The following is a 16,812-nucleotide window of genomic DNA, read 5'->3' as shown; positions in this document are numbered from 1 at the left end:
ATTCCTTGCTGATGAAGGTGGCTGTGATGATCTCGGTGCCCGATGAGGACCAAGCGCTGTTCGACGGTTGGCTACGGAGTAAGCAGCAGAAGGTGGAGCGGCGGCGTTCGCAGGATCCGCATGTTCATCGCGGGTTGCAGTTTGTGTTCTACGGGCGGATGTCGACCAGCGGGTACCAGGATCGGCGGGCGTCGCGGTTCTGGCAGGTGGAGATCGCCGAGCGGTTGGTCGACGGGCACGGGTGATCGTGGACTCGTTCTTCGACGAGGGGTGTTCGCGGACGCGTGCGTGGCACAGGCGGCCTGCTGCGGCGAGGTTGTTGGCCTTGCTGGCCGATCCGGATCGCGGGTTCGACGCGATTGTGGTGGGGGAGTACGAGCGGGCGTTCTGCGGGCGGCAGTTCGAGGACCTGGTGCCGGTGTTGGAGGAGTCCGGGGTGCAGCTCTGGTTACCGGAGGCGGGTGGCCGGGTCGACTTCACCGACGACGCGCATCGCACGCTGATGAACGTGCTGGGAGCGCAGTCGGAGCGTGAGGTGATGCGGACCCGGAACCGGGTGATCCAGGCGATGCGGGCCCAGACGTGTGACCAGGGCAGGTATCTGGGGGGTCGGCCGCCGTACGGGTATCGGCTGGTGGACGGCGGGCCGCATCCGAATCGGGTGCACGCGAAGTGGGGGCGGCGGTTGCAGAAGCTGGAGCCGGACCCGGCGACCGCACCGCGCGTGGAGTGGATTTCGAGCGTCGGTCGGCCGGGTGCAGCATCGCCGGGATCGCCCGCGAACTCAACGAACGCGCCGTGCCCAGTCCGTCCTGTGTGGACGCGGGCCGTAACCGGCACCGGATGGCCAGTTCGTGGACTGTGCAGACGGTGGCGGCGATCCTGGGGAATCCGCGCTACACCGGCAGGCAGGTGTGGAACCGGGTCGCCAACGACCGCGACAAGGTCACCCTGGGATCCGGTCGTCCGGGGCCAGGGCGATTGCGTAGTCAGACAGCAATGCGCTGAGCTGGGAGTTTGCGGCGTGAAGGGCCTTCGTGGAGGCGATGGCGGCGGGTGAGACCGCATCGGTGATCATGGAGTTGCGACGCTTCACGACTCCGAGGAAGACCCCACCCGCCGATGGCATCATCTCTCATCACCGCACTGACCGTCACGACACCCTCCTTCGACGGCCCAGCAGCGCCTGTCACCGATGGTGAGCATGGTGGTCTGCTGGACGCCTTGGCGAAGGTCCCGGATCCGCGTGACCCGCGCGGAATCCGTTACCCGTTGTCCGCGCTGCTCACGGTTGCGGTCTGCGCGGTCCTGGCCGGGGCGTCGTCATTCGCGGCGATCAGCGACTGGCTGCAGGATCTCGACGGCCATGCCCGCGACCGGCTCGGTTTCGATCGTATCCCTTCCGGCACAACGATGTGGCGGCTGTTGACCCGCCTCGACGCCGACCTGTTGGCCACCGTCCTCGCCGGTTGGCCCACCACCCGTACCCGGCGATCATCACCGGTGCGTCCACGCCGATACCGCCACGTCATCGCCGTGGACGGCAAGACCCTGCGCGGCACCCGCTTGGACGACGGCCGCCAGGTCCATCTGCTCTCCGCGCTGGACACCGACACCGGCATCGTCCTGGCCCAGATCACCGTGGACGCGAAATCGAACGAGATCCCCGCGTTCACACCGCTTCTCGACGCGGTCCACAAGGTCGTGGGCACCCTGGAGGGCATGGTGTTCGTCGCCGACGCCCTGCACACCCAGGCCGGCCACGCCCAGCAGATCGCCGCCCGCGGGGCCCATCTGATTGCCGCGGTCAAGGGCAACCAGCCGAAGTTGTTCGCCCAACTCAAATCCCTGCCCTGGCCTCGGATCCCGGCCGGTGACCGCACCCGCGACCGTGGTCACGGACGCCGTGAGACCCGCACCGTCAAAGCCGTCACCGCGCACACTCCCGGCGGCATCCTGTTCCCGCACGCCGAGCAGGCCGTCCGGATCACCCGCAGCCGCACCACAAGCGCAAAGACCCGCCGCGAAACGGTCTACTTCACCGTGACCCTTCCCGCCGGCGACGCCCCGCCGGTCGATCTGCAGGACTGGATCCGCCGCGAATGGCTCATCGAGAACCAGGTCCACCACGTCCGCGACGTGACGTTCCGTGAAGACTCACACCAAGCCCGGACCGGCACCGGCCCCGCCGTCATCGCCACCCTGCGTAACACCGCGATCGGCTGGCACCGCACCAACGGCGACACCAACATCGCCCGCGCCCTCCGACGCGCCAACCGCCGATCACACGACCTGATCACCGCCGTGACCACCAGCAATCCCACAACGCAATGACCCTGCAGTTCCTTCCGCAGCATCGCCGTCGCCTCGCGGGCCGCGACGTCCCCCGCGGCCACCCGGTCCAGCAACCACTTGATCGACTCGGAGTCCAGCCACCACCGGGTGCGTTCGGAACGGAAGTCGCCGGACTCGGTCACCATGACCTCAGCGTCGCGACCGTGACCACCGAACCGCATGGCGAGCTGCCCGTAGGTACGCGCGTCACCGGACGCCCTCCACGACGGCAGCACGCACGGGACGGAACGCGGCACACAAGCCGGTGACGCGCGGCGCCGCAGGAACTCGGCGGCTGGCATCCCGGGTACCGGTCGGAGCGGGGGAGACGATGGTCATGCGGTCATCGTCCTTACCGGGGTGTTCACCCGGACGAGACGGTCACTGTGCGCAGGTGGAACAGCGACGAACCCGGAGGATGTGCACGTTCTTCCGCGCCTTCGGCCGCGCGGCACAGCTCGCGCGGGCCGCGCAGGTGGTCGAGGTGCTGTTGCAGGGGCGCGGCTTCCTCGGCGGTGGCGGGACGCAGGATGGTGGACACCCGAATCGGGTGACGGCGGGTCGCGCCGCGTTCCAGCGGCATGAGGATCGCGCCGCGCCGTACGCGGCCCTCGCCCCAGGCGGAGGGTTCCTCGCGGTAGCCGACCAGCGGGTGGCTGCTCCATCGGTCGGGCAGGTCGAGCGCGCCACGTCGCATCGCGTCCACCGCGTTGTCGCCCCACCACACCAGGGCCGGCTCACCGGGCCGGTAGGCGCCCTCGACGCGCAGGCACACCGGGTCGCGCACCAGTCCGTCGGCGATCTCGTCGTCAGTGGGGCAGCGGGTGTGTTCGGCGACCAGTACGGGTTCGGGCTCGCGCCAGTCCGGTGAGGGCGACGGCGTGTAGTGGCCGCCAGGGCTGCGCGGCCCGCGAGGCCACACCCAATACCCGCACAGCGGGTACGGACCGGTGCGCGAGGGCCTGGCGATGGCGACCGTGTTCTTGCCGAGAATGCCGTCCGTGCGGATCAGGCGGCGTGGTGATACTCGTTGAGGATGCCGCCCAGTCGTTGCCGTCGGCGATGTCGAGGTGGGTGAGGGTCGCTTGGTCGGTGGCTGGCTGTGGCAGCGGTTGTAGCGGTCGGGCGTTGGCGATGCCCTGGTGGGGTCGATGGGTGTTGTAGAAGTGCTCGTACTCGCGCAGTACGTGCAGCAGGTGCTGCTGGTTCCAGATGAGGGTGCGGTCGAGGAGTTCGCGGCGGCAGCTGTGGATCCAGCGTTCGATGATCGGGTTCATTCGCGGTATCCGGATGCCGCTGAGGACGACTTGGATGCCGGCGTCGGCGAGGACGGCGTCGAACAGGGCGGGGTATTTCCCGTCACGGTCGCGGATCAGGAACCGCGCGGAGCTGCTTGCGTCCTCGAGGTCCATGACGAGGTTCCTGGCGGCTTGGGTGACCCGGGAGGCGGTCGGGTTTGGGGTGGCGCCGAGCACGCGGATCCTGCGGTTGGCGTACTCGATCACCGCGAGCACGTACAGGCGGGTACCGCTCAGGGTGGAGGTGTCGAAGAAGTCGCCGGCCAGGAGCGTGTCGGCCTGGGAGCGGAGGAAGGTCGACCAGGTCGTAGAGGCGCGTTCGGGTGCCGGGTCGACCCGGCGTCTTTGAGGATCCGCCAGACGGTGGAGGCGGCGGCGGGCACCCGTGTAGTGGTGGAGGCGGTCGAGCCCAACGCCGCCAGCTCAGGGCGGCAAGGGCTTCCGGCTCCGTTGCTACCCATCGACGTCAGTCGGGACCGCGGACACGCCCTGCCCAATGGCAACCTGCCACCGCCCGAGCCCGAGACCTGCTCGAGAGCCGAAGTGTCGATGGGCTCCGACGCGGTGCGACGCCAAATTCCCGTTACAGCAGCCCAAGGATGTCACCGAGCGCGACGGCGAGCACATCATCAAGGTGAAGCAGGTGCCGCATCCGGTGGCTGTGGGCGGCTGAGGCTGAGCAGTACCTTCACTGGCATGGAGTCGGTGACGCCCTGGCGAATGCCGCTGGACCACGCGGTGCCCACACGCATCCGCAAGCCGTGGAAGACCGGTCAGGACAAGCCTGAGAAGCTCCTCGATCTGCTCGTGGACGAGGCCGCGGACCGGCTGCGGCTGTCACGCAGCCTCGCTGCCGCTCTCCGCGCCGAGACAGGACGCGATGCCGAGGCTGTGCTACGGCGGGCGGGCGCGGCGCAGAAGCGCTACGTGGAGCACCGGTCAGTGCCCACGGCGTTCGTCGTGCTCCTGTGGTGCGCCGCCATCATCGCCATCGCCGTCGGCGCGGGCTCGGGAGTCGCGGCGGCGGGGTGGCAGTTGGCGGGCTTGGCGGACGCGTCGACCGCTCAGCGTGTGGTCGCGGCGGTCGTCGTGCCGGTCGTGGTCGCCTTGTTGTTCGCCTTCGGCTTGCACATCGACAACCTGTGGGTCGTCACGGTCGGCGTGGTGCTGGTGCTCGGCTTGGGCGTCACCGGGTATCTCTGGACGGGGATCAACTGGTTCGGGTGGTCGGGCGCCGGCGCCTTCGCGGGAGTGGCGGCCGCTCTCGTGGGGGTCAACCTGACCACCGGCGGCTGGTGGCTGTTCGACAACAGCAATTGGCTCGAGTGGAGACGTGATACGCAGCGGTACTTCGACCTTTGGGCGGAGTCCTTGTACGGCTATGGGGTGCTCGCGACCTTGGCCGAGATCAGCAATGTCTCCGGCTCCGGCGCCTGGTCGCCTGCGCACGGCCAGCGGCTGGACGAGGTCGTCGACACCGACACCAGGGGGAAGGGCGCTGATCGGGATCGACGAGCTGAACCGGATCAGTGACGGTGAGGAGGCCCGGTAGTTTCCTCGACGTGCCGAAGGCCGCATTCACCGTACGAACTGCAACCCCCTCGTGGCCGAAGACGCACCGGCCGACTTCGGGTCGACCGCCTGACCGGATGAACTTCGTCGCGTGGAATCGGCGCTCGGACGCGACGCGTGCAGGTGTGCCGACCAGGAGCCTTGCGCACCAGCGCTGGCCGGCAGTGGCGCCGGCACCGGGTTGGGGAAATGGTGAGGGCATGCACGAACCGACGTGTGCGGGGACGTGGCCTTGTCTTCCCCCGCGCGAGCGGCGATGATCCCGGCCGCATTGACGACTACAACGATTGAAGCCCGCCTTCCCTGCGCCTACGGGGATTCCGGCTACCTGTGGGGTGCCAGAACTCTGCACCTGGCGCTGAGCTGCGGTGATCGCGCACCATGAGCTGTGGGGGCAAGATCGCAAGGTGTGGCGTTACGACTGCTGTATCTGATCTTCGTCCGGCTCGTTGGCTGGTTGGTTCTGCCCGGCCGGTCATCGGCGGCCAAGGATGTGGAGTTGCTGGTGCTGCGGTACGAGGTTGCCATGCTGCGCCGGGCCAATCCTCTGAGGTTGTCCCAAGGCCGGGTAGTTCAGGATTTCCGTGCTCCTACAAGGAAGTCGGCGACCACGTTGTGGCGGCGTAGAGGCCGAGGCCGATCTTGTGGATGAGTCCGCACGAGCACCTGGACGCACTTCGCCTGCCACGCCGACACCGACCCGACCGCACCCTCGCACGGCGGCCTGCACCTGCACGACGGCCGGCTACCGATCGGCCGGATCACCGGGTTGCGGCTCGACCGGGCGGAACTGGCCTACCTGTCGGCCTGCTCGACCGCCCGCACCAGCCTGTGGCACGCCGACGAGGCGATCCACCTGGTCTCGGCGTTCCACCTGGCCGGGTACCGCCACGTCATCGGCAGCCTCTGGCCGCTGGCCGACAACGTCGCGTCTGACGCCGCCGCAACCTTCTACCGCGAACTGCCACCCTTGCCCGAACTCCACGACTTCGCAACGGCCCTGCACCGCGTTGTCCGAGGACTCAGGGACAAGCACCCCGACCGTCCGGACCTCTGGGCCTCCTTCATCCACAGCGGCCCGTGACGGGGATGTGCGCAACCGATCGTCTCCGGCACCCGGCAGCGCAGTTCCCGCGGGCGCGACAAGTTCACCCTGCCGTCGTTCGGCCGGGCGGCCTTCGTCGTGTCGGACCGTAGGCTCCTGCAACCGAAGACGCGCCGAGTTGACCCGGCGAGGTGAAGGGGGCAGGGGTGCAGTTCGACTTCGGAGACGTCCCCGCGTGGGTGGCGGCCGTCGTGGCGCTCGGTTCGATGGCGGTCGCGATCGTCGCCGCTGTGTTCGCACGCAGGCAGGTCACGGCGGCGAGAACACAGGCAGAGGCGGCACTTCGGCAGGCTGAGGAGGCGAGGAAGGCACGCGAGGCCGCAGAGGCGGGCGTCGAGCAGGCACGGCGCAGCGCGACAGCCGCCGAGAAGCAGGCCAACACGGCACAACGTCAGGTCGAAATCATGCAGACCCAACTCGATGAAGCGCGGGCGGAGCGAGACCAGCGTGAAGGACCGATTTTCGAGGCCACGAACGCCGTCCTCTGCCACGAGGAAGCCGGCACCTTCGCGGTGAAGGTCACCATTACGATGACCAGCGGCCCACCACTGGCCCGGGTCGCTGCCGCCACCTTCGGGGACTACCTCGGCCGAGCCTCACGTTCGGTACCGGGCACGCTCCCGGTGGTGTTCGACAAGATCAGTCCGGGAAGCAGGTTCACCGTCTACGCCCTGCACGACAACTGCCCTACGCCGATTGACGGGGTCGTTGAATTGGCGTGTGAGGAGGAAGGCGGAGAGCGCCGCTCGTGGAAGCGGAGCTACGGCGTGCAGTTCGTCGACCCACCCAGACCCGAACAAGTCCGGCTGGAGCTGGAGCAGGTGACGGGACGGCGTCCTGCCCTACATGCCGGGTGCGGCGCGGTCCGGCGTGGGGTCAGAGGAGGTAGCTGGAGATCTCGCCGCAGGTCAGCGGCACCAGGATCGGAGACCTCGAAGGCGTGGCGGCTGGAGGTGGCCTGGGAGGTGATCGCCGGGCACGGGCACATCGTGAAGGTGTTCTTCGACGCCGAACAGTCCCGCCGCGGCGCGTGGCGTCACCGGCCTGCGGCCGCGGAGCTGCTGGCGGAGCTGCGTGATCCGGACCGGGGGTTCGACGCGATCATCGTGGGGGAGTACGAGCGGGCCTTCGCCGGGGACCAGCTGCCGCGGCTGCTGGCCCTGTTCCGCCGCTACGGGGTGCAGGTGTGGCTGTCCGAGGCCGGTGGCCGGCTGGAGCCGGACAGCGCCAAGCACCAGGCGCTGATCGAGATGCTGGGAGCCCAGTCCCTGCGCGAGGTCGCACGAGCCCGACACCGCGCGATGGCCTCCATGCGTGTGCAGACCCTGGAGGGACGCTTCCTCGGCGGCCGGGCACCCTACGGCTACCGGCTGGTGGAGTCCGGCGCGCACCCGCGCCTCGCCGATGCCCGCCGCGGCCGCATGACGTACCGCCTGGAGGTCGACCCGGAGACCGCGCCGGTGGTGCGGTGGCTGTTCGCCGAGCGTCTATCCGGCCGCAGTGTGGAGAGCCTGGTCCGGGATCTCAACGAGCGCGGCGTGCCGTGCCCGGCCGCGCACGACGCCGAGCGCAACACCCACCGCGCCCGCCGCCGGTGGACGGTCGAGACGGTCACGGTGATCCTGCAGAACCCGCGCTTTACCGGCTGGCAGGTCTGGAACCGGCAGGGCGTCGACCACGACCACACCACCCCGTCCGATCGCCGACGCCGCCGCGTGGTCAAACGCAACCCGACCGACCAATGGGTCGTCTCCCGGCAGCGCGCCCACACTCCGCTGGTAAGCGAACGCGATTTCGTGGCGGTGCAGCGGCTGCGCACCCGACGCGCCACCGGGTCAGCCGAGGTCCGCGAGTACCTGTTCGCCGGTGTGCTGCGCTGCGGGATCTGCGATCGACGCATGGAGTCCCACTGGATCCACAGCCGCCCCGGCTACCGCTGCCGCCACGGTCACACCGGACCCCGTGCCGACGACCGGCCGCCGATCCTCTACCTGCGCGAGGATCACCTGATCGCCAGGATCGGCCGCGCGCTGCACCTGCCCGCCGCCGCGAGCCCGCGCACGGTGGCCGGGCGGATCCGCGCGAACCAGGCGGTGATCGTCTGTCACGCCGGCAAGGTCGATATCAAGGGACAGTTGGCCGCGTCTACCTGGGACGACGAAAACCACACGGGGTCGTTTTCCGCATTGGAAAACGACCCCGTGTGGTAACAATGTGTCCGAGGGGGGACTTGAACCCCCACCCGTGGGATACATCCCCACCGGGGGGTCGAATCCCCGCGCCTCGTCACCACGATGATGTTGTTGGTCCCCGTCCCGCCGTGGGGACGTGTCACACGTAGAACGTAGCACAGACGATCTTCGATGTCACACCGTCCACAATGGCGGATCCTCCGCTGAGTTTCGGTCAAAGGCCTCTGCCGACAGGATCTCCGATTTGGACACTGTCCTCAGCGGCCTACCCAGTCTGCGGCTCGTGTCGTTATGTCCCGTGCACTGTAGTGAAGTTGTGGATGCTGTAAGCGTGCGTGGTACGTCCGAGTGGAGCTGCGCGGCACCATTTTCGACGGGTTCCTACTGGAGGAGACCGTGGCGACGCTCGGCTCCCTGGAGGGCATCGACCGGGTCTTCGCGTGGGACTTCCGGGAGTGCACCTTCGTTACGCGCGCCGAATTCGACGAGATGGTATTCGGGGAAGCCGGCCAGCCGGTCTCCTACGTCGACTTCGCTGGCGCCCGTTTCGAGGACTACGCCGGGTTCACCCGCACGGGCTTCCATGGGCCCGTGTTCTTCGAGAACACGCACTTCACCCGCACCGCCCACTTCGGCGACGTCATGTTCGACGACGACGCCTGGTTCGTCGACACCCGGTTCGACACGGCGGCGTTCACCGACGCGACCTTCGCCCGCCTGGCCGCCTTCCACGAGGTGTGCGCCAAGTCGACCATTGCCTTCGCCTGCACGGTGTTCTCCGGTCACGTACACCTCGAACCGATCTACACGCCCCAACTCGAGCTGACCCGGGCATCCTTCAGTGAGCGGGCCACGGTGCACCTTACGGGAACCTGCACGGCCGGCGGGGCTCGATCCGTTCGACCACCACTACAGAGGCGGCTTGTTACAGACCTCAGGGTCCGACGTGTACGAAGGGAGCCCACAGACTCGGCCGGGTGCGCGCATGGTCACGTATGTTGCGCACTGCCCCGTGCAGTGATGACGCGGCAGTGGCCGGGTGGAACGTGCCGTTTGCGAACTGCTCGGTGTAGAAGTCGGTGGCGACGTCGGCGGCGGTGTCGTCCGACACGGCCCATAGCGTGCCGATGACGTGCTGCCAGCCTGCATGTTGGAAGGCGGCGACGGTCGTGATGGCCTCGTCGAGGGCGGCGACGCCGCCGACAGCCGTCCGGCAGGCGGACAGGTAGGCGAACTCGCCGCGCTCGTTGTGGCTGGCGCTGAGGTCCGAGATGGTCAGGAATCCATCGTGCAGCAGAAATCCGCCCAGCGAAGGGCTGCCGGGGTTCTGCGTTCCGTGGCAGGCGAAATGGACCCATCGGTGGTGGTTGAGCTCCCGGGACACGGTCAGCCGATCGGCCCGTTCTTCCCCCAGCACAGTGAATGACTCAAGTCCGAACAATCGGGCGAGCATGTCCTGCTCCCGCCGGACACTGGGCAGAGGCGCCTGCCCAGGGGTAGTGGGCATCGCCACCATCAGCAGGTCCCCGGCCTGCGATGACCTCGCCGCGGACGCACGCGCCTGGTCGAGGGCACGTAACGTCGGTGCGTATGATGAGATCGCCCGGTCCAGCACGGCACGGTCCTCGCCCTCGTCGTGGTAGCCCGCCGCGTGCAGCGGCAGCAAGGTCAGCGGCCCGGTCGGGCTCCACCACAAGCGCGGCCAGTGTGCGTCGGACGCCGGCGCACTGGTGTGGCCCAACGTGGTCAACACCGGCTCTGCCGTGGTGTCCCACAACCATTCCAGCATGGCGGTGATCGTCAGTTCGAACTCGACATGTACGGCCGGGTCTCCGCTGGCCCGCTCGTGGCGATGCAACGCGGTCAGGTAGCGGTTCACCTGCTCGACCGACTCCTCGGCGACGAGCGCGGGCAGCGGGATGACCTGGATGTCGTTTGTGGTGATGACTATGGCGTCACAGCGCAGCCGGGCGATATTGACCACGACGACGACCTCGCCGTGCATGACGGAAAGGAGTTCCTCCACGGCGGGCTGACGCAGGGCGTCGACCGATCCGGTCGTCGATCGTGCTTGCCGCACGAGGTCTTCCCACTCTTGGACCAGTGCCAATTGCCGGTCCACCCATCGCTCGGCCCAAGGTTGAGCGGTACCGGCACTGGTGTCCGGGGGCGGGGCGTCCAGCGCGGCGCGGACTTCCGCCAGTCGGCGTGCCAGGTCAGGTGCGGTCGCCGACAGCACCGCCAGATCGTTGCGTGCGTCGAGCAACTGCGACCACAGCACGCCCCGGCCCTGTTCCAGCAGTTGAAGCGCCTGTTTGGGTTCGCCCGCTGCGATCGCGGCGGCGGCGGCCTCCGTGGCGAGCCCGGCCCAGTCGGCGACGAACTTCTCCCGGTCGGCCCGACTGGCGCCCCTCCAAGCGACCATCGGCAACAGATCTACCGCCGTGGTGTAGCCGCCAAGAGCCTGCGTCCACTTGGATTGTTCCGCCGCGGACCCTCCCCAAAGATACGCGGCGGCGATCCGTTCGGACACCGGTGCCGCACCGGCCGTCGCGACCGTGCGCCACCACTCGATGGCCAAATCAATGTCCTCGACCTGCGCGGTCATCTCGAATCGTTTCCGTAGCGCGTGACCGAGCGCTGTGCGGGAGGTCGCCCACAGCGGCATTCCTTCCCGTGTGAGCTGTGTTGCCTGGAGGTATACGCTGATCGCTTCGTCGCAGGCGGCGGGGTCGTCGTCGAGGTAGCAGCGCGCGAGCAGCGATGTCGCGAGGTTCACCAGGATCACCGCCCGGTCGGGGTGATCCGGGGGACAGGCATCGAGGGCGGTGCGGCTCACCTCGATCGCGCGGTCGAGATCCGGTGTGTTGTTCTTCCGGTTGAACCGGCCCATCAGCGTCGAGGCCAGGTGTTGCTGATATTTCATCCACAGTCGGTTGTCACGGGGCAGGACACGCAGCGAGTCCAGTGCGATCGCCACCGCCTGGTCGATGTCCTCGTCACGCTGGGTCTGGTGGAACCGAGCGGTCAATGCAATCGACAGGTTGAACAGGAACTCGGCTTTGCCCGCGCCGTCGTCCGGCACCATCCGCACCGCGTCGCGCAGCGCGTCGATCGCCTCGTCCAGATCGGTCGTCTCACCGGTTCGCGCGAGCCGATCTCCGGTCCGGTCGAACCGGTCGCGCAGGGCACTGGCCAAGTCGCCCAGGTACTTGGCCCGAGCGAGAGCGGGAGCGGTCGATCTGAGGCCGTCGATGGCTTGACGCAGAGCCAAGATGGCTTCGTTCACGTCCTCGATGCCACCCGACAACGAGAACCGGTGCATCAGCGCGTTCCCGAGGTTGCGCAGGAATTCCGTCCGCGTGGAGTCTCCGTCACTGCTGTGCACCGCGGCCCTGCCCACGGTCACCGCCTCGTGTATGTCTGCCTCGTCGGCGAAGCGCTCGAACCGACGGATCAACGCGTAGCTGAGGTTGTACAGGACTCGGCCGTTTCCAGCGAGCGCGACGGCCGCGCTCCGGAACAGGTCGATCGCGCTGGTGAGGTCGTCGAGGGCGCCGAACCGATCGAACCGCTTGTTCAGCGCCAAGGCCAGGTTGTTGCCCGTCATGGCCCGCTGCACCGAGTCGGTCAGGGAGCCGACCGCCTCCTGTCCGACTTGTACTGCCCGGTGGAGATCGTTGTCGTTGCTTCCGAGTTCGGAACGCACCAGCAGATCGTTGATCAGCATCCCGTATACCGACGCCCTGATCGGGTCCGTTCCGGACAGGGTCGCCAGGTTCAGCCGGTGTGTCTCGATCGCATCGTCCAGGTCTGCGTGGTTGTCGGCGCTTGCCGACCGCCTGCGCAGCGCCCTGGCCAGTTCCAACAGACACTGTCCGCGCTTCGGGTCGCCGATCGGGGCGATGGCGGCCGCCTGCCGACCAGTGTCGATCGCCCTGTCAAGGTCGACGCGGTCGGTCGTGCGGTCGTACCGAGCGAGGCTCATGGTGACGAAGTTGAGCAATAACGGGAGGTGCTCAGGATTGCCGGCATCGACGCCGCGCACCGACTCGCCGGTCGTCGAGATCGCCTCGTCCAGGTCTTCCGCCGCACCTGTCTCGGTGAAACGGTAGTACAGCAACGACCCCACGCTGCCCAACAGCGTCGTCCGCCGGGGAGACGTGGCGTCCTCGCGGTCGGCCTCCTCCAGCATCATGGTGATCACCATGTCGCGCAACACCGGATTCTCCAGTTGCTTTGCGACGTCCGGGTCCAATCCTTCCACGACTCCACCTCCACTCGGGTCACGCGCGTTTGTTCAGGATGTTGTTGATCTGCACGCCCTCGTTCGGGGTGAGACGCCCGTGCGGAAGCACGATCCCCACCGCGGTGGCGAGTTGCGCCTGGTGGACGTCGACCGTGGCCTCGATGAGGTCGGAGACCGTGGCCGCGGTGGCCAGCGCACGCCGATATCCCACGACGATGGTGAGGCCACCGGCGACGACCGCCGGCCACCACTGCACGCCCACGGCCAGGTAGAGCATCCCCCAGCCGATCAGTGTCGTCGCATCCCGATAGCCGCCGTAGCCCGCCGTGATCGGCTTGCGGGCGTCCTCGGAAAGCAGCAGCCACAACCGTGGCCATGCCAGGGACACTGCCAGCCCGTACTGGGCCTCGACCCGTTCCCCGATCAACCGAAAGCGGTCCCCGGCAGGGCTCACACGCGCCGGGAGGTACGAAGCCGGCACCGTGCGGGAGCCGCCAGTGACGGCACGGCGGTGCCGATGCTTCACCCACCACCGCGGACGCCTGCTCACCAGCGCGCGATGGACTCCCGTACCGAGCGCCCTCGCACACAGACCGGCGGCTGTGGCGACGAGCAACGCCGTTGCGGTGGCGACGACCACGTTGGCGGGCTGGGGGATCAGGGCCGCACCAAAGCGTTGTAGCCGGCCGGCCAGCCTCAGGAGGTTCAACGCCTGCGCGTGGCCGAGCGCTACGGCGGCACCCGATGTCGCCGTGAAAAGCAGACCGGGGAGCAGTAGCACGGTCAGCCACCGGTCGGCCAGCTTCTTGCCGAACTCGGACAGGACGTCCATCACATCGGCCTCAGGACGTGCTGCGGAAGCGCATTGGCATAGGGCTGGAGTCGAGGTGGCACTGGGGTTCGTGCCCGTCGTCGTCGGGCTGACCCACACGAGCGCAGCGGTTGTGCGGGCACACGTACTCGCCGGTCACGGCAGTCGAATCGATGTTCAAGTTGAGCAGCGAGAGTGGCACGCTGAACGGATCACCGCCGCGTGACGAGCGTCCCTCGGCCGGACCTCCGAGCTGCCGGTATGCCCACACCGCAGTTTTGCGGCCGTCTCGGACGTTGCCGACGACCTTCTCCAACTGCGTTCTGTTACCCACCGCGTGTCGGAAGCGCGGGAGGTGCTCACACAGCCATGCCAAGGCCGCGGCCTCGTCGACATCGGCCACGTAACGTCCTTCCGGTCAGCGCTGGTCGCGAAGCCACATGGTGCCACCGTGAGGACGAAGTACGCGGGAGGATTGCCGAACACCACGCGAGTGGCGTATCGAGCTGGAGCCGAGGAGTTGGCTGACGAGTTGCGGACTCCGAGGCTAACTCACGACGATACGTCGGCTCATGGGCGACGACAACGGGCGACAGTGAACGCGGTATCCGACTGCACCGGAGACATAGGGCGTTTGACCTGGTACTCGACCGAAGTCCGTTACTTTCCGGCGTCGCCTGAAGAACGACATCGTCAAGGATGTTGCCTGCTTCCCGCCGTTGCAACCCGGCCGCTGTAACGGGAGCGGATAGGCCCGGCGCCATGTCCCCAGGCAGGAGTTTCACTGGGTGACGGCCGTGAACCGGTACTCGTCGATCGTGCCCGCACCGCCTGTGGCCTCCGGCGACACACTGGATCCGGCCTTGCTGCTGACCATCGGCGGCTACCTGGACTGCGAGTACCTGGTCGATAGATCCTATACCCGCGGACGGCCGGATCCCCAGTTGTCGCAGCAGTAGTGCGACAACCCGGTAAAGGCAGGTCCGAGCCGGACCTGCAGGCAGTACGGTACCTGTATCCGCTGGCAGAATGAGCGATCATGGCAGTGGTGCACCACGGGACCCCCGGCGGTTCCCTTGACGCGACCGGCACGGACAAGTACGGACCCGCCGCACGAGCGGGAGCGCGGTTCGAACGGCGGGTCGCGGCTGCGTTCGACCGCTGGTTGACAGCCGTGCCGGAGACAGTGCACGTGTTCCACGACCTGGAAGGCATCCGGGTCGCAAGCCCGCGAACCGGCGACACCATCGACCTGGGAACGGGCAACATCGACCACGTGATGGTGACCGGCGCGGGATGGGTCCTGGCCGACGCCAAGGGTGTGGGCCGGGGACGCCTGCTCGTCGAGCGCGGCAGGGGAGTTCTGCTCACCCCGGATGGTCAACGGCGGCCCCAGCCGTGGATGGATGATCGACGTGCCTACTCCCGGGCAGGTGCCCTTGCGGGGCTGACCGGCCTGAAGGGGGTACTGGCCTGGGTGCTGCCTGATGAGGTCGACTACTCGGCTCTGGCCGAACGCACGCCTCGGTGTCTCGCTGATGGAGGCTACGTGCTCTCGGTGGCCGAATTGGCCGCAGGCGCGCTCGACTCGATGCCCGAAATGCCCCGCCCGTACCAGGAAACCGACCCGTGTGTCATCGAGGTACTCGGTCGACTGGTCAGGTCCGCTTGACCAGGGAAGCGCCCGCAGCACCGGCCGAAACCACGGCCCGAGCGCGAACTTCCGCTTCAGCCCCAACGCCTTGAGCACCGGCGGGTGCAGCCGGAACGCGACCTTCGCCGCGTCGCCGAACTCCGCCTTCACCCCCGCGGCGACCTCGGCGTCCAGCGACAGCCGTGCCACCTCGTACTCGTCCTTGTAGGCCATCAGCTTGTACAGGTTGCGCGCGACCTCCTCGGTCACGGCGGTCGGCCCGCCCTCCAGCACCCGGACCCGCTCGACGAACTCGACGTAGTCGCGCGCGTACCGCTCGTCCTGGTAGGCCACCAGGTCCGGGACGCGGATGTCGAGCAGCCGGGCCAGTTCCGACCCCGGCTCGGCGTGCACCAGCGCCTGGAGGTGGTGCGGGGTGACGGCCGCGGGCGTGGCCACCGTCGGGTCGGCGTCGGGGCGGGCGACCAGCCGGCGACCGTGGCGGAACGCCTGCACGTTGCGTTCCACCGCCACCCCGTTGAGCTCGATCGCCCGTTCCACCGCCGCCGCGGGCAACGGCAGCGCACCGATCTGGTAGGCGACACCGAACTGGAGGATGTTGGCGAACTGCCCGTCCCCGAACAGCTGCTCGGCCACCGCCCGCGCGTCCAGCACGACCGTGCGCGCCGTCGCGGCCTCCAACGCCGACCGGACCTGCCCCGGCGACGGGAACGCCACCGACGTGTCCACCACCATCCGCCCGGTCGGGACCTCTGTGGAGGACACCACGGCCGTCGTGCGCGTCGGGTCGGCGACCGCGAGGTTGGTCGGGTCCGCGCCCACCAGCGGGTCGCACGCCAGGTACAGGTCGCACTCACCGGCGGCCAGCTTGGGTGCCCGAGCACCGGGCGCCGCGCTGACCTTCAGGTCCGACACGACCGCGCCGCCCTTCTGCGCCAGTCCGGTCTGGTCGAGCGTGCGCACGTGTCGCCCGTCCAACACCGCCGCCGTGGCCAGGACCTGCCCGACCGTGACCACCCCCGTGCCGCCGATGCCGCTGATGCGCACGGTGAAGTTCGGTCCCGGCGAACGAGGGCTCCGGCGAGTCGTCGAACGCCAGTTCGACCGCTTCCCGGCGCGGCTTCGCGCCACCGGGCACGACGGTCAGGAACGACGGGCAGTCGCCGTCCAGGCACGAGTAGTTGACGTTGCACGACGACTGGTGGATCGCGGTCTTGCGCCCGAACTCGGTGGGCACCGGCTGCACCGACAGGCAGTTGGACTTCACACCGCAGTCCCCGCAGCCCTCGCACACCCGCTCGTTGATCACGCCCCGGGCTGCCGGCGCCTCCTGCTTGCCACGCCGCCGCTTGCGCCGCTTCTCCGCCGCGCACTCCTGGTCGTGGATGAGGACCGTGACGCCGGGGATCGCTGCCAGCTCCTCCTGCGCCCGCAGCAGTTCCGACCGGTCCAGCACCTGAACCCAGGCCGGGAAGTACCGCCGCCGCCGCAGCGCGCGCGGCGCGTCGCTGGTGACCACGACCTTCTGCACGCCTTCGAGCAGCAGCAACGCGGCGATCTTCTCCGCCGGCAGCCCGCCGACCGCGTCCTGCCCGCC

At 68.4% G+C, this 16,812-nt stretch carries 11 protein-coding genes and 3 pseudogenes; 8 read left to right on the top strand and 6 right to left on the bottom strand.

The genetic code is table 11. The features are described from left to right. Nucleotides 1-26: 26 nt before the first annotated feature. The 4 genes and pseudogenes from ACYVLT_RS34890 to ACYVLT_RS34875 all read left to right on the top strand — a co-directional run bounded on the left by ACYVLT_RS34890 (nt 27) and on the right by ACYVLT_RS34875 (nt 2,334). Nucleotides 27-245: a hypothetical protein gene (locus ACYVLT_RS34890; protein ID WP_461124429.1), complete on the top strand. Its 219-nt coding sequence runs from the start codon at nt 27-29 to the stop codon at nt 243-245. Continuing rightward, a pseudogene (locus ACYVLT_RS34885) lies at nt 242-526 on the top strand (recombinase family protein); the annotation flags it as partial. The gene ACYVLT_RS34890 and the pseudogene ACYVLT_RS34885, both read left to right, overlap by 4 nt. Before the next feature lie 203 nt (nt 527-729). After that, nucleotides 730-1,008, top strand: a complete 279-nt coding sequence (locus tag ACYVLT_RS34880) for a recombinase family protein (RefSeq protein WP_461124428.1) — start codon at nt 730-732, stop codon at nt 1,006-1,008. A 114-nt stretch (nt 1,009-1,122) separates the two neighbouring features. Further along, nucleotides 1,123-2,334, top strand: coding sequence for an ISAs1 family transposase (locus ACYVLT_RS34875; protein ID WP_461124427.1), 1,212 nt, complete (start codon nt 1,123-1,125; stop codon nt 2,332-2,334). A gap of 364 nt (nt 2,335-2,698) precedes the next feature. On the opposite strand, the gene ACYVLT_RS34870 is transcribed toward ACYVLT_RS34875, so the two are convergent. Together ACYVLT_RS34870 and ACYVLT_RS34865 are read right to left on the bottom strand one after the other, a co-directional pair. After that, on the bottom strand, nt 2,699-3,121 hold the full coding sequence (locus ACYVLT_RS34870) for a hypothetical protein (protein ID WP_461124426.1): 423 nt from the start codon (nt 3,119-3,121) through the stop codon (nt 2,699-2,701). 22 nt (nt 3,122-3,143) lie between these two features. Continuing rightward, the gene (locus tag ACYVLT_RS34865) at nt 3,144-3,848 is read right to left on the bottom strand and encodes an integrase core domain-containing protein (RefSeq protein WP_461124425.1); all 705 of its coding nucleotides are present in this window, start codon (nt 3,846-3,848) and stop codon (nt 3,144-3,146) included. Between the two features lie 480 nt (nt 3,849-4,328). Between ACYVLT_RS34865 and ACYVLT_RS34860 the strand changes: the two genes are divergently transcribed. The 4 genes and pseudogenes from ACYVLT_RS34860 to ACYVLT_RS34845 all read left to right on the top strand — a co-directional run. Continuing rightward, nucleotides 4,329-5,165: a hypothetical protein gene (locus ACYVLT_RS34860; RefSeq protein ID WP_461124424.1), complete on the top strand. Its 837-nt coding sequence runs from the start codon at nt 4,329-4,331 to the stop codon at nt 5,163-5,165. A gap of 724 nt (nt 5,166-5,889) precedes the next feature. Further along, a pseudogene (locus tag ACYVLT_RS34855) lies at nt 5,890-6,288 on the top strand (CHAT domain-containing protein); the annotation flags it as partial. A 167-nt stretch (nt 6,289-6,455) separates the two neighbouring features. Next, the gene (locus ACYVLT_RS34850; RefSeq protein WP_461124423.1) at nt 6,456-8,519 is read left to right on the top strand and encodes a recombinase family protein; all 2,064 of its coding nucleotides are present in this window, start codon (nt 6,456-6,458) and stop codon (nt 8,517-8,519) included. A 471-nt stretch (nt 8,520-8,990) separates the two neighbouring features. Beyond that, a pseudogene (locus ACYVLT_RS34845) lies at nt 8,991-9,119 on the top strand (hypothetical protein); the annotation flags it as partial. Nucleotides 9,120-9,435: 316 nt separating this feature from the next. Here ACYVLT_RS34845 and ACYVLT_RS34840 read toward each other — a convergent pair. The 4 genes from ACYVLT_RS34840 to ACYVLT_RS34825 all read right to left on the bottom strand — a co-directional run bounded on the left by ACYVLT_RS34840 (nt 9,436) and on the right by ACYVLT_RS34825 (nt 16,262). Continuing rightward, entirely contained in the window at nt 9,436-12,768 is a 3,333-nt protein-coding gene (locus ACYVLT_RS34840) for a CHAT domain-containing protein (protein ID WP_461124422.1), read from the bottom strand. 19 nt (nt 12,769-12,787) lie between these two features. Beyond that, complete coding sequence (locus ACYVLT_RS34835; protein ID WP_461124421.1) at nt 12,788-13,582, bottom strand: hypothetical protein; 795 nt, start codon at nt 13,580-13,582, stop codon at nt 12,788-12,790. A 10-nt stretch (nt 13,583-13,592) separates the two neighbouring features. Continuing rightward, nucleotides 13,593-13,964: a hypothetical protein gene (locus tag ACYVLT_RS34830; RefSeq protein ID WP_461124420.1), complete on the bottom strand. Its 372-nt coding sequence runs from the start codon at nt 13,962-13,964 to the stop codon at nt 13,593-13,595. A gap of 513 nt (nt 13,965-14,477) precedes the next feature. Then, nucleotides 14,478-16,262 carry a DUF6537 domain-containing protein gene (locus ACYVLT_RS34825; RefSeq protein ID WP_461124419.1) on the bottom strand — a complete coding sequence of 595 codons (1,785 nt, stop codon included), beginning with the start codon at nt 16,260-16,262 and terminating at the stop codon, nt 14,478-14,480. Nucleotides 16,263-16,812: the final 550 nt, after the last annotated feature.

The sequence above is a fragment of the Saccharothrix stipae genome (assembly GCF_054781895.1).
The sequence above is the reverse complement of the archived record's forward strand: the minus strand, read 5'-3'. Positions and strand labels throughout refer to the sequence as shown.

Excerpts from the sequence above, each read along its gene's own strand:
- ACYVLT_RS34835 (WP_461124421.1), bottom strand. The coding sequence starts at position 13,582 with ATGGACGTCCTGTCCGAGTTCGGCAAGAAGCTGGCCGACCGGTGGCTG.
- ACYVLT_RS34875 (WP_461124427.1), top strand. The coding sequence starts at position 1,123 with ATGGCATCATCTCTCATCACCGCACTGACCGTCACGACACCCTCCTTC.
- ACYVLT_RS34890 (WP_461124429.1), top strand. The coding sequence starts at position 27 with ATGATCTCGGTGCCCGATGAGGACCAAGCGCTGTTCGACGGTTGGCTA.
- ACYVLT_RS34860 (WP_461124424.1), top strand. The coding sequence starts at position 4,329 with ATGGAGTCGGTGACGCCCTGGCGAATGCCGCTGGACCACGCGGTGCCC.